Origin of the sequence: Micromonospora sp. DT201, from assembly GCF_049841575.1 — a bacterium.
Lineage (GTDB): Bacteria > Actinomycetota > Actinomycetes > Mycobacteriales > Micromonosporaceae > Micromonospora.
The window spans coordinates 153660-175043 of the sequence record NZ_JBNCKP010000008.1 but is presented as its reverse complement, the minus strand read 5'-3'; the positions used below and the strand labels follow the sequence as shown (position 1 = coordinate 175043).

Sequence of the window (21384 nt, the reverse complement as noted above, 5' to 3'; positions counted from 1 at the left end):
CCAGATGACGACGACGCTGCCCGCGTACGACGAGGTCGTCGCGCGCTACGAACCGGTGATCGGCCTGGAGACCCACGTCGAGCTGGGGACGAACACCAAGATGTGGTGCGGCTGCCCGACGGACTTCGGCGGCGAGCCGAACACCCGGGTCTGCCCGGTGTGCCTGGGGCTGCCCGGCTCGTTGCCGGTGGCCAACAAGGCCGCCATCGAGGCGATCATCCGGATCGGTCTGGCGCTGAACTGCTCGATCGCCGAGTGGTGCCGCTTCGCCCGGAAGAACTACTTCTACCCGGACATGCCGAAGAACTTCCAGATCAGCCAGTACGACGAGCCGATCTGCGTCGACGGTTACCTGGACGTCGAGGTCAACGGCGAGACGGTGCGGATCGAGATCGAGCGGGTGCACCTCGAGGAGGACACCGGCAAGACGCTGCACGTCGGTGGTGCCACCGGCCGCATCCACGGTGCGACCGAGTCGCTTGTCGACTACAACCGGGCCGGCATTCCGCTTGTCGAGATCGTCACCAAGCCCATTCCAGGCACGGGTGCGCTCGCGCCCGACGTGGCCAAGGCGTACGTCGCCGAGCTGCGGGACGTGATCCGTACCCTCGGCGTTTCCGATGTGCGGATGGAGGAGGGTTCGCTGCGCTGCGACGTGAACACCTCCCTCAACCTGCCGGGGCAGGAGTGGGGCACCCGCACCGAGACGAAGAACGTCAACTCGTTGCGCTCGGTGGAGCGGGCGGTCCGCTCGGAGATGCTGCGGCAGGCGTCGGTGCTGGACGCGGGCGGTCGGATCACGCAGGAGACCCGGCACTTCCACGAGGACACCGGCGACACCACCCCCGGGCGCTCGAAGGAGACGGCCACCGACTACCGGTACTTCCCGGAGCCGGATCTGGTGCCGATCGCTCCGGACCCGGCTTGGGTCGCTGAGCTGAAGGCCGCCCTGCCGGAGTTGCCTCGGGTCCACCGGCGTCGGCTGCAGCAGCAGTGGGGCCTGTCCGACCTGGACATGCAGTCGGTGTTGAACGCCGGCGCGGTCGAGCTGATCGAGGCCACCGTGGCCGCCGGCACCACCCCGGCCGCGGCCCGCAAGTGGTGGCTGGGTGAGCTGTCCCGCCGGGCCAACGAGAGTGGCGTGGAGCTGGCCGAGATCGGGGCCACCCCCGCCCAGGTCGCCGAGCTGCAGGGGCTGGTCGATGCCGGCAAGCTCAACGACAAGATGGCCCGTACGGTGCTGGAGGGCGTGGTCGACGGTGAGGGCTCGCCCACCGAGATCATGACCAACCGGGGCCTGGAGGTCGTCTCGGACACCGGCGCGCTCACCGCGGCCGTGGACGAGGCGATCGCCGCGAACCCCGGCATCGCCGACAAGATCCGCAGCGGCAAGGTCGCGGCGGTCGGCGCTCTGGTCGGCGCGGTCATGAAGACCACCCGGGGCCAGGCCGACGCGAAGACCCTGCGTGAGCTGATCCTGGAGCGCCTCGGCGTCCAGGGCTGACCGGTAGGGCGAACCGGCCGGGGGCGACACGTCGCCCCCGGCCGGTTCGCCGCATTCCCCCGCGTGTTCCGCACCCCTCGCGAGGGCGTCAACGACGACGCCCGAATGGAGCCACTGTGACCAAGCACGACCTCGATGTCCTCGATGAGATCCAGCGGCGGGTGCTCTGGCTCGCCACCCGGATCGTCGACGCCGCCAACCACGACCGGGCCACCGGTGACGGTGTGAAGGTCGGCGGCCACCAGGCGTCCAGCGCCTCCCTGGTCACGGCGATGACCGCGCTCTGGTTCGCGCACCTGGACGCCGAGGACCGGGTGGCCGTCAAGCCGCACGCCTCCCCGGTGTTCCACGCCATCCAATACCTGCTCGGCAACCTGGACCGCTCCTACCTGCCCCGGCTGCGGGCTCGTGGCGGCCTCCAGTCGTACCCGTCGCGGACGAAGGACCCGGACGAGGTGGACTTCTCCACCGGTTCGGTCGGGCTGGGCGCGGCGGCGCCGCTCTTCGCCGCCGCCACCCGGCGTTACGTCGACGCGCACTTCGGGGCCCGCCCGCACTCCCGGTTCGTGGCGCTGATCGGCGATGCCGAGCTGGACGAGGGCAACATCTGGGAGGCGGTCGCCGACCCCGCCACCACCGGGCTGGGCAACGTCATGTGGCTTGTCGACTTCAACCGCCAGTCGCTGGACCGCGTGGTGCCGGGCATCCGGATCAACCAGTGGCGGGGCCAGTTCGAGGCGGCCGGCTGGCACGTCGTGGAGGTCAAGTACGGGCGTCGGCTCGCCGAGGCGTACGCCCGGCCGGGTGGCGAGGCGTTGCGCGACTGGATCGACGCGATGCCGAACGAGCAGTACCAGTCGCTGTTCGGGCTGAACGGCCCGCTGCTGCGTAAGCAGTTCCTGGAGGGTGCGCCGGCCGAGGTAGAGGCCTTCGTGGCGGGCATCGACGACGAGGAGCTGCGCCCGCTCGTCACCGACCTGGGCGGGCACGACCTGCAGGCGATGCTTGACGCGTACGCCCAGTGCGACGCCGTCATCGACCGTCCGAGCGTCGTCTTCGCGTACACCGTCAAGGGGTGGGGTCTGCCTATCGCCGGCAACCCGCGCAACCATTCCGCGCTGCTCAGCTCCGAGCAGGTCGACACGCTGCGCGCCGCGCAGGGGTTGACCACCGAGACCGAGTGGGACCGCCTCGACCCGGCGTCACCCGCCGGCATCCGGGCCGGTGCCCGCCGGGAGGCGCTGTCCCGCGCGCCCCGTGAGCGTGCGCTGGGCGTCGCCGTCCCGGAAAGCACGGGAGTACGCGCAACCAAGCCGATCTCCACGCAGGAGGTGTTCGGTCGGGTGCTCGTGGAACTGGCTCGGGACCGGGAGGTGGGCCGCTACCTGGTCACCACCGCCCCCGATGTGGCCACCTCCACCAACCTGGCCGGGTTCATCAACAAGACCGGCGTGTTCGCCCCGACCGAGCAGCGGTCCTGGTCCGAGGATCGGATGCTGCGCTGGATCCAGAGCCCCGCTGGGCAGCACATCGAGCTGGGCATCTCGGAGATGAACCTGTTCCTGCTGCTCGGCCAGCTGGGCCTGTCGTGGGACCTGTCCGGGCAGCCGCTGCTGCCGGTGGGCACGGTCTACGACCCGTTCGTGCTGCGGGGCCTCGACGCGTTCCTCTACGGCACGTACTCCGGCTCCCGGTTCGTGGTGGCCGGCACCCCGTCCGGCATCACCCTCGCACCGGAGGGCGGCGCCCACCAGTCGACCATTACCGCTTCGGTCGGCCTGGAACTGCCCGGGGTGACCTTCGTCGAGCCGGCGTACGCGGCGAGCCTGGACTGGCTGCTCTGCGACGCGCTGGGGCAGATCGCGGGCGGTTCGGCTCCGGCCGCGACCGCCGCACCCGCCGAGGACGGCGCGTACTACTTCCGGCTGAGCACCCGTCCGCTGGACCAGACGCCGTTCGAGGCCGCCCGGGCCCGGCTCGGCGACGCGGTTCTGCGCCGGCAGGTGGTCGCCGGGGCGTACCGGCTCGTCGACGCACACCAGGCGTACCCGCACCTGGCCGACGCCCCGGTGGTGCAACTGGCCGCCTCCGGTGCGGTGCTGCCCGAGGTGCTGACCGCCGCGGCGGAGCTCGCCGAGGAGGGCGTCGCCGCGCACGTGGTGGACGTGACCTCGCTGGACCGGCTCTACCGGGCCTGGCAGCGCACCCTGCGTCAGGGCGTACGCACGGCCACGGTGCCCAGCGTGCCGGGCGCGCTGCGGTCCGCGTTCGCCGGCCGGGTGCCGGTGGTGACCGTGCACGACGCCGCGTCGCACGCGATGGCCTGGCTCGGGTCGGCGCTCGGCGCGCCGGCGGTGCCGCTCGGCGTGGACGAGTTCGGCCAGTCCGGCAGCGTCACCGAACTGTACGAGTTGCACGACCTGCTGCCCGGCAGCATCGTCAACGCCGCTCTGGCCGCCATCGCCCTACGCTGACCGGACTGGGCCGGTGGGCGAAGCCCAGTGCCGGCGGTGACCGTCGGTCACCTTCCTGGGGCGGATGCGGTAATGAGCGGTATACCTCAGAGTCATAAATATGACCCTGAGGTATACCGCTCCACAGCACATCGACCTGGTGGGCAGCCAAAGCGGATGGCCAGCGCCCTTCGCCGCAACTCCGGCCCCGTCCTGAAAGGCGACCATGACACGGGCGTTTCTGCAGCCGGACGACGTACGCGAACTGGTGGCGCAAGAGTTCGGCGCTGACCGCAAGCTCGCTGCCCTGGACCGGCCGACCGGCGGCAGCAAGAAAGGCGTCTACCGGCTTCGGTTGGATGACCTGACCACGGTGATCCTCTATGTGTGGGCGGCCGGCGAGGACTACTGGCCGCCGTCACCCACTGTTCCGGACGACCCGTTCGCTCACGCGTCGGGCGCGGAATTGTTCGCCGTCAACCACGCGGCACTCGCCGCTGCGGGCGTGCGGACCCCCCGGCTGCTGATGCTCGACCGCGACGGCCGTTATCTGGACTCCGACATCGCGCTGGTGGAGGACGTCGGCGCGACGACGCTTGAAGCCTTGATAGAGGGCGACCGGGCCGCAGCCGCCACCCCGCTGTCCAACCTGGGTGAGGCCCTGCGCCGGATGCACACCACGCAGGGCCCGCACTACGGCAAGCTCGCCGCTGTCGCCCGTGGCGAGGCGCCCCAGACCCGACGCACCGAGGACATCATCGCCGACCGGGCGCTCGGCCACCTCGCCGCGGCGGCGGCTCGCGACGTCCGGCTCTCCGACGCACACGACCAGATCGCTGATCATGTGCGTCACCTGCACGGCGCGGTTACGGCCCGCCAGGCGTACGGCCTGGTGCACGGCGAACTCGGACCGGATCACGTGCTTGTCACACCCGACGGCGAAGGCGCCGTGATCGACATTGAAGGTCTCGCCTACTTCGACGTCGAGTGGGACCATGCCTGGCTTCAGATGCGCTTCGGCGACGCTTACCCGGCCCTGCGCCCAGTGGACCTCGATCCCCACAGACTTGACTTCTACCGGTATGCGCAGGTGTTGTCCCTGATCGACGGCCCCCTTCGCATTGCCGACACCGACTTCCCGAACAGGCAGTGGATGCTCGATCTAGCCGAGTGGAACATCAGCAAAGCACTCGCCGCGCTGTGACAGCTCCCGCGAAAGCCGTTCGCGCCACGGCCAGGATCAGCCGGTCGGGGTCGGGCTCGGCAGCGGCCCGGGTGACTCCGGTGCGCCCCCGGTCGGCGTCGGGGTGACCGACGCCGGGGCGCCCTGCGCCGGATCGGCCACCACGTGCCGCTCCAGGTTGACCTGGGACTGGCCGGTGCCGCCCACGGTGATGTCGTCGTACGCCTGGAGCATCTTCTGCTGGTCGAAGTAGAGAACCGTCATCGTCAGCGGAGTGGGTTTCTCGCCTTCCAGGCCGCGCAGGCCCGCGCCACCGGTGGAGCCCTCGACCATCAGTGCGGTGGGCTGCTGGCCGGGCGCCTGGGGCAACCGGGACACCTGCCGTGCGTGGGTGTGCCCGGCCAGCACCAGCGGGCAGGCGCCGGCGAGTGGCCCGGCCGACGCCGGGTCGTGCACGAGGGCGATGTTGACCGGCCGTGGCGAGTTGCGGACCGTCGCGGCAAGCTGGTTGCCGACCCCGATCACCTGGTCGGCCACCTGCTGGGTCAACCCGCTGCCGGCGGGGGAGGTGTTCTTGTCCGGGGTGAAGCGCGGGTCGCCGATGCCGGCGATGGTCAGCCCCGCGACGGTCGTCGTCGAGTTGTTCAACACGATCGCGTTCGGCTGGCGGGCCACCGCGGCGGCGGTCCGACCCGAGTCGTGGTTACCCCGGATGAAGACGTACGGCTTTTTCAGTAGGCCGATCGAGGCGACGAAGGACGCCTCCGGCTCGCTGCCCCAGTCGGTGATGTCCCCGGTGTCGATCACCACGTCGATGCCGAACTGCTCCACGACCGTCCGGATCAGCTGCCAGCCGGTCGGGTTGAGGTGCATGTCGGAGACGTGCAGGACCCGGGTGGTGCCCGGGGTCGGCTCCAACAGCGGAAGCGCCGAGACTGTGGTGTAGAGCTGGCTGACGTTGCCCACCAGGCGCTGCAACTGTTCCGCGTACTTGGTGTAGTCGTTGGCGATCCGGCGGGCGTCACCGACGATGGCCGGCGCGTTGACCAGCAGCCCCTCGTAGCGTGGCTCCTCGATCGCCTGCGGACGCAGGGTGGCCGCCGCCGTGCCGAGGCTGCCGGCGGTGACCAGCAGCGCCAGCCCGCCCGCCCAGGCCGTTCGTCGGGCGTTGCGGAAGATCAGCCCGGCCAGGATGAGGGTGGCCAGCACCGACGCGCCGAGGGTCCGCAGGCCGAGGCGCAGCACGCCGGAGCGGACGTCCTCCACCGCGCTCTGGCTGGCCCGGCTGATGCTGGCCGGGTCGTCGATCAGTGCCTCGGTGCGCCCCTGGTCGAGTGCGCCCAGCCGTACGGTGAGGTGGGTCGGCCCGTCGTGGCTGTCGAGCAGCAGCGCACCGAGCGGCGGTATGTCGACGGTGGTGCCGCCGTCACGGGCGGGGGTGATGCTGAGGTTGGCCCGGAACGGCCCGATGTCGGTGTCCACCTGACCGCCGGCCAGCACCCCGAGCACCGCCCCGGCCAGGGCCACGGCGAGGACGGCGACGACCAGTCCGATGCGGCGCAGCGGGCCGGCGGTGCTGAGCCACGAGCGCGTCGGGCGCGGCCGATCGTCACCGGTCACCGGGTCGTCCCGGTCACTGGCGTCGTCGTGCTGCTCGTCGCGCTGCCCGTCCATGCTGAAAGTCTGACCTGCCCGTCGGAAGATCTTGGCAAACCTGAACGGATGGTGACGAACGTCAGCTGCGGCCGCCGTCGCCGCCCGCGAAGACCACCCGCAGGAGCCGGTCGTCGTCGCCTGCCGGGTTGCCCCGCCCGTCGTGGTTGGAGGTGCTCACCCAGAGCGATCCGTCCGGTGCCGCGGCTACCGCGCGCAGCCGGCCGTACCGGTTGGTGAGCAGTTCACTGGGTTGACCGAGCAGCGTGCCGGTGTCGGTCAACTCCATCACCCAGAGACGCTTGCCGCGCAGGCAGCCGGTGACCAGCAGCCGGTCCGCCGACGCCAGACCGGAGCAGGAGGCGTCCTCGGTCCCCCACTGCGTGATCGGGTCGGTGAACCGCTTGTCGCCGGCCCGCCCCTCGACGTCCGGCCAGCCGTAGTTGCCGCCCTTGGTGATCTGGTTGATCTCGTCCCAGGTGTTCTGGCCGAACTCGACGGCGTACATCCGCTTGGCGGCGTCCCAGGTGAAGCCCTGGACGTTGCGGTGGCCCCGCGACCAGACCGGAGAACCGGGGTACGGGTTGCCCGTGGCGGGCTTGCCGTCCGGGGTGATCCGGAGGATCTTGCCGCCGAGGCTTTTCACGTCCTGGGAGAGGGGGCGCTGACCGGCGTCACCCGTGCTCACGTACAGCTGCCCGTCCGGGCCGAAACCCAGCCCGCCGCCGTTGTGCACGTTGGCCTTCGGGATGCCGGTGAGGATCGGGGTGGGCTGCCCGCCGAGTTGCAGCCGGACGACCCGGTTGTCCTGCTCGGCGGTGTAGTAGACGAAGATCGTCCGGTCTCGGGCGTAGTCGGGGGAGACGGCGATGCCGAGCAGGCCGCCCTCGCCGGCCGCCGCCACGTCGGGGATCGTCTGCACCGGGCGGACCCGCAGCCCGTCCGGCCCGGAATCGGGGCCGACCTGCACGATCCGGCCGTTGTCGCGTTCGGTGACGAGTGCGCCGCCGTCCGGCAGGAAGGCGATGCCCCAGGGCACCCGTAAACCCTTGGCGAGCACCGTCGCCACCGCCTGCTGACCGGCGCCGCCGGGGTTCGCCGACGCGGACGGGGTTGGCAGGTTGGGCGGCTCGCCGGCCGGATCGGGCTCCGGTTCGCCGAAGCTGCAACCGGCGGTGAACAACAGCGCCGCGCAGGACGCCGCGAGGGCCACCCGGAGGCGAGGGATGCGAGGGTACGGGGGACGGGCTCTCACCCGGCCCAGGGTAGCCCGCCGGACGGCCCGGCCGGGCCCGTCGAATCCGACGGGGTGCGGGTGACCCCTGCCGGTGGTCCCCGGTGGACCGCTCACCGTGCCCGTACGGCCAGCAGCGCGGTGTCGTCCTCACGGTGACGGATCGAGGCGAGCAGCAGGTCGCACAGCTCGTCGAGGGGCAGCGAGTCGGTGCCGGTCAGCCGGTCCACCAGCTCGGCCAGCCCCTCGTCGATGGACCGGTCCCGCCGCTCGATCAGCCCGTCGGTGTAGAGCAGCAGGGTGTCGCCGATGGCCGGGTTGCCCCGAACGCGGGGGAGCCGTCGGTCATCGAGCACCTGTCTGCTGGGGCGGAGGCCGACCGGCCCTCCGACCCTTCGTTATACCTCGTCCAGGCCCGGGTCGAACGTCGGTGTGCTGAGTCTCGCCCGCCCTGGCTCCGCGCGCCATCCCCCGGCACGCCGGTTCACGGCCGTGCCCGCACCGGCCGCTGAGTCGGGGACTATCGTCGGCTGACGTGAAGGTATGGATCCCGCACCCCGCCGGCCTGAACCTCATGGGCGAGTTGCCCCCGGACGTGACGGTGGAGGTGTTTGAGCACGCCGACCGGATGCCCTCGGAGGTGGCCGACGTCCGCTTCTGGGTGCCGCCGTTCCTGGGCGGCACGGATGGGCCCGCGCTGCTGCGTGAGCTGCCCGACCTCTCGGTGGTGCAGTTGCTCTCCGCCGGGGCGGATGCCTGGGCCGGGCGTACGCCGCCAGGTGTCACGCTCTGCGACGCCCGGGGTGTGCACGACCCGTCCACCGCCGAGTGGGTCGTCACCGCGATCCTCGCCCAGCTGCGGGCGTTCCCGACGTTCGTCCGTGCACAGGCCGAAGGGCGCTGGGCGAACGCGGGGAACACCCCGACCGACGAGCTGACCGGAAAGCGGGTGCTCATCGTCGGTGCGGGTTCGATCGGCACCGCCGTACGCGACCGTCTTGCCGCCTTCGAGGTGAGCTTCACCCTGGTCGCGAGGACGGCCCGTCCGGAGCAGGGCGTGCACGCCGTCGAGGAGTTGCCCCGGCTGCTGCCCGAGGCGGACGTGGTGGTGGTGCTGGTGCCGCTCACCGACCAGACCCGTGGCCTGATCGACAAGGAGTTCCTGGCCGCGATGCCGGACGGGGCGCTGCTGGTCAACGCTGCCCGGGGGCCGGTGGCCCACACCGAGGCGCTCGTCGCCGAGCTGGGCACCGGTCGGATCTCGGCCGCGCTGGACGTTACCGACCCGGAGCCGCTGCCCGCCGACTCTCCGCTCTGGGCGATGCCGAACGTGCTGCTCACCCCGCACGTCGCCGGGGCGGTGCGCGGTCTGCTGCCGCGGGCCTACCGACTGGTGGGTGACCAGGTACGCCGGTTCGCCGCCGGACAGCCGCTGATCAACACGGTGGTCGACGGCTACTGATCGGCTGCCTCAGTCGTATCGTCCGGGAGGGGCTGGCCGGTGGCCGACACCAGGCGGGGCAGGTCAACGCTGCGTACGGCCGGCAGGGTGACCTGCTGGCCGTCGTCGAGCCGGGCGACGGCCCGTCCGCGCTGGTCGGTGGTCAGCTCGAGGACCTGGTCCCAGTCGATCCGGCGTTGCCCGACCAGCGCTCGTACGCGTAGCTGCCGCGCGTCGGCGTCGGTGCCAGCCCGCCAGGCCCACACCGCGACGGCGAGCGGGAGGAGCAGCACCGGCAGCAGGTAGGTTCGGGCGTTGGCCAGCGGCAGGGCACCGATGAAGGCGATGACCGCGGCGACCAGGATGGCTTGGTTGTACCGGAAGCGGACCGTGTCGGGCTTACTCACCCTCCGATGATCCCACCCTCGTCCGGTCCGGCTCGCGCCGGGCGGTGCCAGCAGGGCGGAGTGCGTCGTACAGTGACACGGGTCGTTGTCCCCTCTGCGTGATGGACACGTAACCGATCCTGCCGCCGATCGTTGCCAGTTGTTGGACAGCGGATCAGCAATGCCCGATGTCCCGGACCGTCGCACCGCCCCCGTGCCCCCTCACGAAGGCGACCGCTGTGCTCCTCGCGTACCCGTTCCGCGTCCTTGTCCCCCGCCGGGTGGCACCGGAAACCGCCACGTCCACGGCGGTGGCGCTGCTCCTCCTCGCCGGTGCCGCCGATCTGGTCCCCACGCCGGTGGTGATCTCGCTTGCTGCCGGCGCCGGTGCCACGCTCGCCGGCCTGCGGCTGGCCCGACTGGCCTCCCGGCGCTGCACCGATTCGTCACCGCGTACGGCGGGCGTGCTGCTCGACGCGGCGGTGGTGGCGGCCGGTCTGACCGCCGTCGTGCTGCCACTGGCCGACGGCGGGCACACGTCTGCCGTGCTGGTCGGGTCGCTGGTCGTGGCGGCACTCTCCGTGACCGGGCTGTGCCGGCTTGCCGGCCGCACACGCCCGTCGGCGGGGGTCCGGCTGCGCTGGCTGGTCGAGTCGACCGGCCCGGCCGTCGGGCTGGCCCTCGCCGGTTGGCTGCTGCTGCCCCGTGACGGCCTGCCGGTCTCGGTCCGACTGGTCGCGGCGTTGGCGCTCGGTGGGCTGGGCATGGCCGCACTCAACGCGTTCGCCGGGCCGCGGCGTCGCTCGGGAGCGGCGGTATGCCGCGGCGGTGTCCTGCTCACCCTGGGCGGGCTGGTGCTGCTGGCCACGCTGCTGTCCATGCCGGCCGGGCGGGTGGCCCTGCTGGCCGTACCCCCGCTGGTGCTCGGGATGCTGCTCGTCGCGGTGGGCGCGGTCGACGCGGCGGACGCGGGCGATCATCAGCCGGCGGAGCCGATCGCTCCGGCCTGGCCCCGGTCGGTGCTCCCAGCGGCGGTGCTGCTGCTGGTGGCGGGCCTGCACCTGGGTGCCGGCCGCGCGACAGACCCGACGAGCGTGTTGTTGGCCCTGGCCGCGGTGCCGCCCCTGGTGCTGCGCGAGCTGCTACGCGCAGCCGAGGTGCCCGTCTCCGAACGGCGCGCCGCGCATCGCCGACTTGCCGGCAACACGGTCCGGCACCGCCATGCGGCGCAACCACGGTGGCTGGGCACGTCAGATCACGCACTTGCGCAGCCCGCGAACGCCCACTCCGGCAGCACCGGTGACCTGGATGGCCCGGCCGGTGCCAGCTCGGCGTGGTCGCCGGATGGCGGTACCGCCTGGCCGGCGCTCGCCCGGCGGCCCGTTGTGGCCGGGGGCGGTTCTCCGGGCGACCGCGCAGCCTTGCTGGACGCCCTCGCCGCGATCGGCGACGTGCCGGTGCCGTCCGGCGCGCTGCTGCTGGTGGACCTGCATGGCACCGACGGGATCGGCCCGACCGCACGGGAGGACGTGCTGGCCGAGGCGGTGCTCCGGGCCCGTGCGGTCATCGCCTCCGACGATCTGGTCACCGGGTGCACGGGCACCGGCTTCGCCGTGGTCACGGCAGCCGGCCCGGTGCTGGCGTACGCGCTGGGCACCCGGCTGTTGACCGCGCTCGCCCCGCCCTTTGAGGTGGCTGGTTCGGTGCGACGCGTGCAGACCAGCATCGGGCTGGCCGAGGTGAACGGTGAGCGGCCGGCGGACGTGCTTCGGCAGGCCGAGCTGGCCCGACGACGGGCCGTGCAGCTGGGGCGGGACCGGGTCGAGTGGTACGACGCGTTCCTGGAGGAACAGCTGGTTCGCCGGCTCGACCTGGAACGCGAACTTCCTGGTGCGGTGGCGCGTGGCGAGCTGGACCTCGTCTACCAGCCGGTGCTCGACCTGGCGGACGGGCAGCCGGTCGGCGCGGAGGCGCTGCTGCGCTGGCGGAGCCCGGTGCTCGGCACGGTGCTTCCGGCCGAGTTGCTACCGGTCGCCGAGGATCTGGATCTGGTCGGCGAGTTGGAATGGTGGGTCCTGGACCGGGCCTGCCGGCAGTTGTCCGACTGGGCGGTGGGCGTCCGTGAGTTGTGGATGGCGGTAAACGTCACGACCCGGGAGCTGACCACCCCGGACTTCGTCCAGCGGGCGGCAGCCGTGCTGGCCGCGTACGGGGTGCCCCCGGAACGGCTGGTGGTGGAGGTGAGCGAGCCGAGGGTCGCGGGTGACCTGCCGACCGTGGTGGCCCGGCTGGCCGGGCTGCGGTCGCTGGGCGTACGCACCGCGTTGGACGACTTCCGGGCCGAGCACGCCTCGCTGGCGCAGCTGCGCCGTCTGCCGATCGACCTGCTCAAGGTGGGCCCGGAGTTGGTGGGCGCACGGCCGGACGGGCAGCCACCGCTGATCGACGTGGTGGTCAACGTCGGCGAGCGGCTGGGCGTCGAGATCGTCGCCGAGGAGTTGGAGTCGTCGAGCCAGGTCGAGGGGGCGCGCCAGGGCGGCTGCCGATACGGGCAGGGGTTCGCGCTGGCCCGTCCGGCGACGGCCGAGCGGGTCGAGGCGTACTTCGAGGAGTTTCCCTCGGCGTCCCGCTGAGCGCCGGGAGAGGTGAACCGGTTCACCTCTCCCGGGGCGGGGCGGTGCTGCCGCGTGGTGTGAGGTGTGGCGTCTCGTCCTGCACCCGGCTCGCGGGCTGTCCGGCGATGACGGCGAGCAGTTGCCGGGCGGCGTGCGCGCCGTACGCCGGGATGTCCCGGCCTAGCGCGGTCAGTGGCGGGTGCACCAGGCGGCACAGTGGTGAGTCGTCCCAGGCCACGATGGACAGATCGCCGGGCACGGTGAGCCCCATCTCCTGGGCGACGGAGAGCCCGGCGATGGCCATCACGTCGTTGTCGTAGATGACGGCGGTGGGCCGGTTGATGGAGCTGAGCAGCCGGCGGGTGACCCGACCACCCTCCTCGCCGGTGTAGTCGGAGGAGACGGTGACCGCGTCGACCAGGCCGAGCCGCTGGCAGAGCGCGGCGAAGGCGTCGGTACGGATCTCGGTGTGCCGCAGGTGTGGCAGGCCGCCGACCCGGGCGATCCTTCGGTGCCCGAGCGCGACCAGGTATTCCACCGTCTCGGTCAACGCGGCCTCATCGTCGGACCAGAGACTGCCCAGGTCGCCGGTGCCGCCGGGCCCGCCGATCACCACCGCCGGCAGTTGCAACTGCTCGAGTGCGGGGATGCGACGGTCGTCGGTGCGCAGGTCGCAGACGAGCACCCCGTCCACCCGACGTTCGCCCCACCAGCGTCGGTAGACCGCGATCTCGGCGTCGGGGTCGGCCACCACCTGGAGGGTCAGCGCGTATGAGCGGGCGGAGAGTTCGGCCTCGACGCCACTGATCAGCGCCATGAAGAACGGCTCGATGCCGAGGATCCGGGCCGGTCGGCACAGGGCCAGACCGACCGCCCCGGCGGCGGCGGCGGAGAGGGCGCGGGCAGCGCTGCTCGGGCTGAACCCGATCTCGGTGGCGATGGCCAGGATGCGTTGCCGGGTGGCCTCGGAGACGCCGGGCTGCCCGTTCAGCGCGTACGACACGGCGCCCTTGGACACCCCGGCGTGCCGGGCGACGTCGGCGATGGTCGGCCGCTTCACCGGCGTGCTCCTTCGCTCTCTGACCGTTGACCGTCCGGAATCCGAACCGTACGGTGGCTTAGCTTATCCGGTTCAGTCAACGTCTTTCGATGTAGAAGGTGCGGTGAAGTGTTGAGCCGACAGGCACTCTACGACGGTTGGACCCTGCGGGCGGTGCCCGGAGCGCGGGTGCCGGCCGAGATCGCCGGGCAGGCCGTGCCGGCGACGGTGCCCGGTTGCGTGCACACCGACCTGCTCGACGCTGGGCTGATCCCCGATCCCTACCTCGACGACAACGAGGAGGCGTTGGCCTGGATCGGGCGCACCGACTGGCAGTACCGGACGAGCTTCCGGCGCCCGCCCGGTGACCACGACCGGGTCGACCTGGTCTGTGCCGGCCTGGACACCGTGGCCACGCTCACCGTCAACGGTGTCGAGGTCGGTCGCACCGAGAACATGCACCGTGGCTACCGGTTCGACGTCCGCTCGTTGCTGCGCGACGGCGACAACGACCTGGTCGTCACGTTCGACTCCGCATACCGCTATGCCGAGGCGCAGCAGGAGCGGCTCGGCGACCGGCCCAACGCCTACCCGGAGCCGTTCCACTTCATCCGCAAGATGGCCTGCAACTTCGGGTGGGACTGGGGGCCGACCCTGGTCACCGCCGGCATCTGGCAGGAGATCAGCCTGGACGCCTGGTCCACGGCTCGGCTGGCGACCGTCCGCCCGCTGGTCACGATGGACGGGCGCGACGGCCAGGTCGAGCTGCACGTCGAGGTCGAGCGGGTCGCGGACGTCCCGCTGACCGTCCGGGCGGTCGTCGGCGGCGCCCGCGCCGACCTGGTCGTCCCGGCTGGGCAGCGCACGGCCGTGCTGACCCTCACCGTCCGCGAGCCCGCGCTCTGGTGGCCCCGGGGGTACGGCGAGCAGGTGCGCCACCCGATCGAGGTGACCCTGCACGGGCCGCAGGGAGACGTCCTCGACAACTGGTCCCACCGGATCGGTTTCCGTTCGGTGCGACTGGACACCACTCCCGACGAGCACGGCACCCCGTTCGTGTTGTCGGTCAACGATGTCCCCGTCTTCGTACGCGGGGTCAACTGGATCCCGGACGACGTGTTCCCCACCCGGGTCACCAGGGACCGGCTGGCCGAGCGGTTCGACCAGGCTGCTGAGGCGAACGTCAACCTGCTGCGTGTCTGGGGCGGCGGCCGGTACGAGTCGGCGGACTTCTACGACCTCGCCGACGAGCGCGGGTTGCTCGTCCAGCAGGACTTCCTCTTCGCCTGCGCGGCCTACCCGGAGGAGGAGCCGTTCGGCTCGGAGGTGGCAGCCGAGGCCGCCGAGCAGGTGACCCGGCTGGCGCCGTACCCGTCGTTGGTGCTCTGGACGGGCAACAACGAGAACATCTGGGGCTGGCACGACTGGGACTGGCAGCAGGCCCTCGCCGGGCGTACCTGGGGACGCGGTTACTACCTCGACGTGCTGCCCAGAATCGTCGGTGAGCTGGACCCGACCCGTCCGTACTGGCCGGGCAGCCCCTGGTCCGGCACCGACGCGATCCACCCGAATGACCCGGCGCACGGCACCACCCACATCTGGGACGTGTGGAACACCGACGACTACACCAGGTACCGGGAGTACGTGCCGCGCTTCGTCGCCGAGTTCGGTTATCAGGGCCCACCGGCGTACGCCACCCTCCGCCGGGCGCTCAGCGACGAACCCCTGAGGCACGACTCACCGGGCATGGCGCACCACCAGAAGGCAGCCGACGGTGACGCCAAACTCCAGCGTGGCCTGGACGCGCATCTGCCCGCCCCGGCGGACTTCGACGATTGGCACTACCTGACACAGCTCAACCAGGCCCGCGCGATCCAGCTCGGGGTGGAGCACTTCCGCTCGCATCGGGGCGTCTGCGCGGGCACCATCGTCTGGCAGCTCAACGACTGCTGGCCGGTGACCTCCTGGTCGGCCGTCGACGGCGATGGCCGCCGCAAACCCCTGTGGTACGCGTTGCGCCACGCGTACGCCGATCGGCTGCTCACCGTGCAGCCCCGCGAAGGCGGCCTGGCCCTGGTCGCGGTCAACGAGACCGCCGAGGCATGGACCGCGCCGACTGCGGTCACCCGGTTCACGCTCACCGGGGAGCCGAGGGCGAAGACCTCGGTCGACCTCGACGTCCCGGCGTACTCCTCGGTGGTGCTGGCGCTGCCGGCTGACCTCGCGCGGCCGGACGAGGGGCGACGCGAGCTGCTGGTCGCGGAGGCCGGTGCCACCGCCCAGCGCGCCCTGTGGTTCTTCGCCGAGGACCGGGACGTGGACTGGCCGGCGGCGGCGTGGGACGCGACGGTCGAGCCGTTCGACGGTGGGCAGCGGGTCCGGGTCACGGCCCGCACGGTGCTGCGCGACCTGACGCTCTTCGCGGACCGCCTCGACGCCTCCGCCACTGTGGACACCGCCCTGGTCACCCTGCTGCCAGGCGAGTCGACGACGTTCACCGTGTACGCCCAGGAGTTGCTGGACGAGGCGGCTCTGGTGACACGCCCCGTGCTGCGCTGCGTCAACGACGTCGGCTGAGATCGCGCACAACTCAGCGCGCGAGGTAAGCCTCGATCTTGCAGTTTCGGTTGTCGATATGGGCGGGATGCCCGTTGTGTCGGCACAGAAAGTGCAAGATCGTGGGGCCGGGTCGTACAACCCAACCTGGCGTGAGCTGCTGAAGACCCATGATCGCGCTCGAACATGAAGTAGTGGCCTCCCCAGTTGGGAAGGCCACTACATCGTGGATCGAGCGCGATCAACGCGCCGGGAGCGCGACCGATCAGGCGCGGGCGGCGGCGAGCACCTGGCCGACCAGGGCCCCGGAGGTGCCCGACCGCTCGTACTCGGGGCGGTTCAGGCTGCCGCCCATCAGCGGTGCCGGGTTGCGGTGCACGGCCGGGCTGTCCGAGCTGACCAGAGCCGCGAAGTGGTACTCGTCGGCGCCCGTCGCCTCGACGATGCGGGCGATGTTGCGCGGGGTGATGCCGCCACCCGGCATGATGATGATCCGTCCGGCGGCCCGGCGCACCAGGTCGGCGATGAGCGGAGCACCCTCCAGCACGCTGACCTCCTGACCCGAGGTGAGCACCCGGTGCACACCCAACTCGATCAGCTGCTCCAGCGCCGCGTGCGGGTCACGGGTCATGTCGAACGCACGGTGGAAGGTGATGCTGGCGTCGCCGGCGGCGGCGATCAGCCGACGGGTGGTCGGTACGTCGACGTCACCCTCGGCGGTCAGCGCGCCGATCACGATGCCGTGCGCGCCGGCCGCCACCGCGGCCCGTACGTCCCGCTCCATCGCCTCGATCTCGAACGGCGAGAAGATGAAGTCGCCGGCCCGGGGCCGGACGATCACGTGCACCCGGATCCGGGTGACGGCGCGCAGGGTCGTCTCGATGGTGCCCAGGCTGGGGGTCAACCCGCCGTCGAAGAGCGCGGAGCACAGCTCCACCCGGTCGGCGCCGGCCTCCTCGGCGGCAACCGCCCCTTCGACGCTGTCGATGCAGATCTCGAATGTGTTCATGACTCTTCCTTTTCGGTACGAGACGATGCCGCTTCGGCCCGAGACGGTGCCGCTGAGGTCCGAGACGGTGCCGCTGAGGTCCGAGACGGTGCCGTCCAGTCGATGACGGCGGTGACGGCGCCGACCGGTTCGCCGCCGCCGAGCACCGGCACCCGGCGCAGCGCGTCGGCCCCGCCGACCGGTACGCCCACGGCGTCGAGGGCGGCGAGCGCGATGGCGGTGGTGGCTCGGGGTGAACCGTCGATCGCCTTCACCGCAACCGCGTGACCGTCCGGAGCGGCCACCGCGAGCACGCCCTCGGCCCCGCCCTTGGCGAGCACACCGGGCAGCGCCCGCATCAGGTCGGTGTTCGGGTGCCCGCGCCAGCCGCCCACGTACTCAGGGTGTTGGCGCATGGCCTGCGCGACAAGCGCCTCGTCGCTGCCGGCAGGCGCGGTGACCAGTGCCTGGAACGTGCGGGCCAGGCCGGTCAGCGGCAGACCGAACAGCGGTGCGCCGCAGCCGTCGACCGCGTGGTGCGCGATCGGAGTGCCGGCCAGCCGGGCGACGGCAGCGGCGGTCTCCCGCTGGAGCGGGTGCTCGGGGTCGAGGTAGTCGTGTGTGCTCCAGGACTGTGCGACGCAGGCGACAAGCATCGCGGCGTGCTTGCCGGAGCAGTTCATCCGGATCCGGTCACGCTGCCCGCCGGCGCGGATCAGCCGGTCGCGGGTCGGTTCGTCCTCCGGCCAGTCCACCGGGCAGCCGAGCGCGTCCTCGGTCAGGCCGGCGCCGGCCAGCATCGCCCGGACCACCTCGACGTGCCGGTCGTCGCCGGTGTGGCTGCCGGCGGCGAGTGCCAGCGCCGGGCCGGTCAGCTCGTCACCCGCGGCGACCCGACAGGCCAACGCCTGCACCGGCTTCAGGGTGGAGCGGGGGAGCACCGGCTCGTCGGGTACGCCGGCGGTGAGGACGACCTCGCCGTCCGGGGCGAGAACGACGACACTGCCGTAGTGCCTGCTTTCAACGAAGCCGTTGCGGACGACCCGAGCCAGCTCGGCGTAGCGGAAAATGGTCACCGGGTTCTTGTCCCTCGATTGTTGCGGGCTTGGAGTACGCGGGCGAACTTCGACAGCGAGGCGTTGACCACGAGGTAGATCAGCGCCACCACCAGGAACGTCTGGATCAGCAGGTGGGTGTACGAGGAGAGCACCTGCCCGCTGTAGAGCAGCTCGGTGTAGCTGACCACGAAGCCGAGCGAGGTGTCCTTGAGTAGCCCGACCAGCTGGCTGACCAGGGATGGGGTGAGCTGGAGCAGCGCCTGGGGCAGAACAACCAGTGCCATCACCTGTCCGCGGCGAAGCCCGACGGCGAGGCCGGCCTCGGTCTGTCCGCGGTCCAGGGCCAGGATGCCGGACCGGAAGATCTCCGCGAACGCCGCCGAGTTGGACACCACCAGCGGCACCACGAGCTTCCAGAAGAGCGGGAAGTTCATCCCGTACTGCGGCAGGGCGAACAGCGTCACGTAGATCAGCAGCAGCGTGGGAACGGTCCGGAAGATCTCCACGTACGCGCCGGCCAGCCAGCGCAACGGTCGATGCGTCGACAGTCGGCCGAGCGCCAGCAGCAACCCGAGTGCGGAGCTGAGCACGGCTGTCGCGGCGGCGGCCCGCACCGTGGCCCACAGTCCGTTGAGCAGGTACCGCCAGATCGGCCAGGTGGTGAACGGCTCCCACCGCTCGGCGGCCAACTCGCCGTGGCTGGCGAACTGGTACACGGCCGCGACCACGGCGCCGACCAGGAGGACAGCGCCAAGCACGGTGGCGATCCGGATCCGTCGCCGGGCTCGGGGGCCGGGCTCGTCGAAGAGGATCTGTTGGGTCTGGTTCATCGGACGATCGCCAGCCTTCGTTCCAGCAGGCCGGTGACCTGACCGATGATCAGTGCCAGCAGCATGTAGGCGAGGCCCGCGCCGGTGAAGACGGCGATCGGCTGAGCCTCGACGAGGTTCACGGTGTTGGCCGCCTGGGTCAGCTCGACGACCCCGACAGCGGCGGCCAGTGAGGTGTTCATCAGCAGCGCGATGCAGATGTTGCCGATCGGCTGGATCACCGCCCGCAGTCCCTGCGGCAGGATCACGTGCCGCAGGGACTGCCCGAAGGTGAGCCCGATGGCCCGGGCCGCCTCGGCCTGGCCGACCCCGACGGTGTTGATCCCGGCGCGGATCGCCTCGGCCAGGTACGCCCCCTCGTAGACGGCGATGACGATCGCGGCGGAGGTGAACAACGGGAACGTGATGCCGATGGTCGGCAACGCGAAGACGAAGAGCACCAGGAGGGCCAGCAACGGCAGGTTCTGGAACACCTCGACGTACGCCGTGCCGATGGCGCGCAGCAGCGGTACGGGGGCGATTCGCAGGGTGGCCACGACGATGCCCAGAAGCATCGCGCCGACGGTGGTCACGACGGTCAGTTCGACCGTCGTGACCAGGCCGTGGCCAAACTCGCTCAGGTGGGCGGTGAGGGCGTCCATCGGTACGAGAGGTCGCTCAGGAGCCGTCGGCGGAACCGAGGGCTGGCGGGGTCGGCGCCCCACCCTCTACCACCGAGCCGAGGGTGCCCTCCCAGACCTTCGCCCACGTGCCGTCGGCCTGGATCTTCTTCAGCCAGTTGTTGACGAACTCCTTGAACTGCGTGTCCTCCCGGTTGAGGCCGATGCCGTACGCCTCGGTGGTGAACGGCTCGCCCACCACCTTCATCCCCGGGTTGGCCTTGGCGCCCGAGGCGAGCAGCGTGAAGTCCTGCACGTACGCGTCGCCGCGCTTCTGCAGCAGTGCCTGCAGCGCCTGCGGGTCGGTGCCGAAGGCGATCTGCTTCGAGCCGGGGGCGGCGGAGGGCAGCGCGGTGACCGCAGGGGTGTTCGCCCCGACGATGACGGTCTTGCCGGCGAGGTCCTTGACGCTCTTGATCGCGGTGTCGTCCTTGCGGACCCCGACAGCCAGACCCGAGGTGAGGTACGGCCCGGCGAAGGCGATCTGGGTGGCCCGCTGCGGGGTGATCGTGTACGTCTGGAAGACCGCGTCCACCGACTTGGCCTGGAGCATGGCCTCCCGGGTCTGGGTGCCGATGGTCGTCGTCTTCACCTCGGGCTTGCCGATGATGTACTTCGCCAGCAGCTTCGCCATGTCGGCGTCGAAGCCCTCGATGGTGCCGCTGACCGGGTTCTGCTGGCCGAGCAGCGGCGCGTCCAGGGATCCGCCGATGTTCAGGTAGCCGCGCTTGCGGATCGCCTCCATGGTCGAGCCCGCCGGAATGTCCGCGTCGGTGGCGACCGGGGCGGCGTCGTACACCGACTGGGCGATGACGCCGTCGCCGCCCATGCCGGGGTTGCCGGGCAGCGTCGGAGCGCTGCTGCCGCTGTCGCCGCCACAGCCGGTCGCGGCAAGGGCCACCGCCACGGCGGTGGCGGTGAGGGCGAGCGAGCGCCGCCCGGTGAAGTTCATCTTGAGGATTGACATGACACCCTCCCGTTGGGGGCTAGTGCTGGAGGATCTTGGACAGGAAGTCGCGGGCCCGCTCGGTGCGCGGAGCTGCGAAGAAGTCGTCGGGAGCACCGGATTCGACGATGCGGCCGTCGTCCATGAAGACGACCCGGTCGGCGGCGCGGCGGGCGAAGCCCATCTCGTGGGTGACCACGATCATGGTCATCCCCTCGGCGGCGAGGGAGACCATCACGTCGAGCACCTCGTTGACCATCTCCGGGTCGAGTGCCGATGTCGGCTCGTCGAAGAGCAGCACCTTCGGCTGCATCGCCAGTGCACGGGCGATCGCCGCCCGCTGCTGCTGCCCGCCGGAGAGTTGAGCCGGGTGGTGGTTCGCCTTGTCGGCGATACCCACGCGTTCCAGCAGGGCCATCGCCTGCTGCTGTGCCTCGGGCCGGGCGACCTTGCGGACCCGGGTCGGGCCGAGGGTGATGTTGTCCAGCACCGTCTTGTGGCCGAAGAGGTTGAAGGACTGGAAGACCATGCCGACGTCGGCGCGCAGCCGGGCCAGCGCCCGGCCCTCGGCCGGCAGTGGCTCACCGTCGATCTCGATGCTGCCCTGTCCGGCCGTCTCCAGCCGGTTGAGGCAGCGGCACAGGGTCGACTTGCCCGAGCCGGACGGCCCGACCACGACGACCACCTCGCCGGCGGCCACCGTGAGGTCGATGTCCTTGAGCACGTGCAGCGGACCGAACCACTTGTGCAGGCCGCGTACCGACACCATCGGTCGGTCCGCACCCGTCGTCCCCGGTGCCACCAGACGCACCCACTTTCTTCGGCTACAAAACTAAGTC

17 protein-coding genes are annotated in these 21384 nt (G+C 71.3%); 6 read left to right on the top strand and 11 right to left on the bottom strand.

Annotated elements, in window-relative coordinates:
* Positions 1 to 4: 4 nt before the first annotated feature.
* From gatB to ACLQ28_RS16375, 3 genes are all read left to right on the top strand, one after another.
* A complete protein-coding gene (gene gatB / locus ACLQ28_RS16385) occupies positions 5 to 1504 on the top strand; it encodes an Asp-tRNA(Asn)/Glu-tRNA(Gln) amidotransferase subunit GatB (protein ID WP_425687119.1) in 1500 nt (499 codons plus the stop codon).
* A gap of 116 nt (positions 1505 to 1620) precedes the next feature.
* A complete protein-coding gene (locus ACLQ28_RS16380) occupies positions 1621 to 3978 on the top strand; it encodes a transketolase-like TK C-terminal-containing protein (protein WP_425687118.1) in 2358 nt (785 codons plus the stop codon).
* Between the two features lie 205 nt (positions 3979 to 4183).
* A complete protein-coding gene (locus ACLQ28_RS16375) occupies positions 4184 to 5161 on the top strand; it encodes a phosphotransferase family protein (RefSeq protein WP_425687117.1) in 978 nt (325 codons plus the stop codon).
* Positions 5162 to 5197: 36 nt separating this feature from the next.
* Here the strand turns inward: ACLQ28_RS16375 and ACLQ28_RS16370 are convergent, their stop codons facing one another.
* The 3 genes from ACLQ28_RS16370 to ACLQ28_RS16360 form a co-directional block, all read right to left on the bottom strand.
* Complete coding sequence (locus ACLQ28_RS16370) at positions 5198 to 6814, bottom strand: metallophosphoesterase (RefSeq protein WP_425687116.1); 1617 nt, start codon at positions 6812 to 6814, stop codon at positions 5198 to 5200.
* A gap of 61 nt (positions 6815 to 6875) precedes the next feature.
* Positions 6876 to 8048: a PQQ-dependent sugar dehydrogenase gene (locus ACLQ28_RS16365; RefSeq protein WP_425687115.1), complete on the bottom strand. Its 1173-nt coding sequence runs from the start codon at positions 8046 to 8048 to the stop codon at positions 6876 to 6878.
* Positions 8049 to 8140: 92 nt separating this feature from the next.
* Positions 8141 to 8383 (bottom strand): SpoIIE family protein phosphatase, encoded by a 243-nt coding sequence (locus ACLQ28_RS16360; protein WP_425687114.1) that lies wholly within the window; start codon positions 8381 to 8383, stop codon positions 8141 to 8143.
* Positions 8384 to 8562: 179 nt separating this feature from the next.
* Here ACLQ28_RS16360 and ACLQ28_RS16355 point away from each other — a divergent pair, with 179 nt between their 5' ends.
* Positions 8563 to 9489, top strand: coding sequence for a 2-hydroxyacid dehydrogenase (locus ACLQ28_RS16355; RefSeq protein WP_425687113.1), 927 nt, complete (start codon positions 8563 to 8565; stop codon positions 9487 to 9489).
* Here ACLQ28_RS16355 and ACLQ28_RS16350 read toward each other — a convergent pair.
* On the bottom strand, positions 9483 to 9875 hold the full coding sequence (locus ACLQ28_RS16350; RefSeq protein ID WP_425687112.1) for a PH domain-containing protein: 393 nt from the start codon (positions 9873 to 9875) through the stop codon (positions 9483 to 9485). The two genes, ACLQ28_RS16355 and ACLQ28_RS16350, sit on opposite strands and share 7 nt — an antisense overlap.
* A gap of 218 nt (positions 9876 to 10093) precedes the next feature.
* Between ACLQ28_RS16350 and ACLQ28_RS16345 the strand changes: the two genes are divergently transcribed.
* Positions 10094 to 12487, top strand: a complete 2394-nt coding sequence (locus tag ACLQ28_RS16345; RefSeq protein WP_425687111.1) for an EAL domain-containing protein — start codon at positions 10094 to 10096, stop codon at positions 12485 to 12487.
* Positions 12488 to 12509: 22 nt separating this feature from the next.
* Here the strand turns inward: ACLQ28_RS16345 and ACLQ28_RS16340 are convergent, their stop codons facing one another.
* On the bottom strand, positions 12510 to 13529 hold the full coding sequence (locus ACLQ28_RS16340; RefSeq protein WP_425687110.1) for a LacI family DNA-binding transcriptional regulator: 1020 nt from the start codon (positions 13527 to 13529) through the stop codon (positions 12510 to 12512).
* A 111-nt stretch (positions 13530 to 13640) separates the two neighbouring features.
* Between ACLQ28_RS16340 and ACLQ28_RS16335 the strand changes: the two genes are divergently transcribed.
* The gene (locus tag ACLQ28_RS16335) at positions 13641 to 16085 is read left to right on the top strand and encodes a glycoside hydrolase family 2 protein (protein WP_425687204.1); all 2445 of its coding nucleotides are present in this window, start codon (positions 13641 to 13643) and stop codon (positions 16083 to 16085) included.
* Positions 16086 to 16329: 244 nt separating this feature from the next.
* Here ACLQ28_RS16335 and ACLQ28_RS16330 read toward each other — a convergent pair whose 3' ends face one another.
* The 6 genes from ACLQ28_RS16330 to ACLQ28_RS16305 are packed head-to-tail and all read right to left on the bottom strand — an operon-like array spanning position 16330 to position 21314.
* Positions 16330 to 17073: a copper homeostasis protein CutC gene (locus tag ACLQ28_RS16330; RefSeq protein ID WP_425687109.1), complete on the bottom strand. Its 744-nt coding sequence runs from the start codon at positions 17071 to 17073 to the stop codon at positions 16330 to 16332.
* Complete coding sequence (locus ACLQ28_RS16325; RefSeq protein WP_425687108.1) at positions 17070 to 18128, bottom strand: asparaginase; 1059 nt, start codon at positions 18126 to 18128, stop codon at positions 17070 to 17072. The genes ACLQ28_RS16330 and ACLQ28_RS16325 overlap by 4 nt, the downstream gene beginning before the upstream one ends.
* The gene (locus ACLQ28_RS16320; RefSeq protein WP_425687107.1) at positions 18125 to 18940 is read right to left on the bottom strand and encodes an amino acid ABC transporter permease; all 816 of its coding nucleotides are present in this window, start codon (positions 18938 to 18940) and stop codon (positions 18125 to 18127) included. Before ACLQ28_RS16320 ends, ACLQ28_RS16325 begins: the two co-directional genes overlap by 4 nt.
* Positions 18937 to 19581 carry an amino acid ABC transporter permease gene (locus tag ACLQ28_RS16315; protein ID WP_238647099.1) on the bottom strand — a complete coding sequence of 215 codons (645 nt, stop codon included), beginning with the start codon at positions 19579 to 19581 and terminating at the stop codon, positions 18937 to 18939. Before ACLQ28_RS16315 ends, ACLQ28_RS16320 begins: the two co-directional genes overlap by 4 nt.
* 16 nt (positions 19582 to 19597) lie before the next feature.
* Positions 19598 to 20566 carry a glutamate ABC transporter substrate-binding protein gene (locus ACLQ28_RS16310; RefSeq protein WP_208641239.1) on the bottom strand — a complete coding sequence of 323 codons (969 nt, stop codon included), beginning with the start codon at positions 20564 to 20566 and terminating at the stop codon, positions 19598 to 19600.
* Positions 20567 to 20585: 19 nt separating this feature from the next.
* The gene (locus tag ACLQ28_RS16305; protein WP_425687203.1) at positions 20586 to 21314 is read right to left on the bottom strand and encodes an amino acid ABC transporter ATP-binding protein; all 729 of its coding nucleotides are present in this window, start codon (positions 21312 to 21314) and stop codon (positions 20586 to 20588) included.
* Positions 21315 to 21384 lie beyond the last annotated feature (70 nt).

Excerpts from the sequence above, each read along its gene's own strand:
- gatB (WP_425687119.1), top strand. The coding sequence starts at position 5 with ATGACGACGACGCTGCCCGCGTACGACGAGGTCGTCGCGCGCTACGAA.
- ACLQ28_RS16375 (WP_425687117.1), top strand. The coding sequence starts at position 4,184 with ATGACACGGGCGTTTCTGCAGCCGGACGACGTACGCGAACTGGTGGCG.
- ACLQ28_RS16370 (WP_425687116.1), bottom strand. The coding sequence starts at position 6,814 with ATGGACGGGCAGCGCGACGAGCAGCACGACGACGCCAGTGACCGGGAC.
- ACLQ28_RS16330 (WP_425687109.1), bottom strand. The coding sequence starts at position 17,073 with ATGAACACATTCGAGATCTGCATCGACAGCGTCGAAGGGGCGGTTGCC.
- ACLQ28_RS16320 (WP_425687107.1), bottom strand. The coding sequence starts at position 18,940 with ATGAACCAGACCCAACAGATCCTCTTCGACGAGCCCGGCCCCCGAGCC.
- ACLQ28_RS16315 (WP_238647099.1), bottom strand. The coding sequence starts at position 19,581 with ATGGACGCCCTCACCGCCCACCTGAGCGAGTTTGGCCACGGCCTGGTC.
- ACLQ28_RS16310 (WP_208641239.1), bottom strand. The coding sequence starts at position 20,566 with ATGTCAATCCTCAAGATGAACTTCACCGGGCGGCGCTCGCTCGCCCTC.
- ACLQ28_RS16305 (WP_425687203.1), bottom strand. The coding sequence starts at position 21,314 with ATGGTGTCGGTACGCGGCCTGCACAAGTGGTTCGGTCCGCTGCACGTG.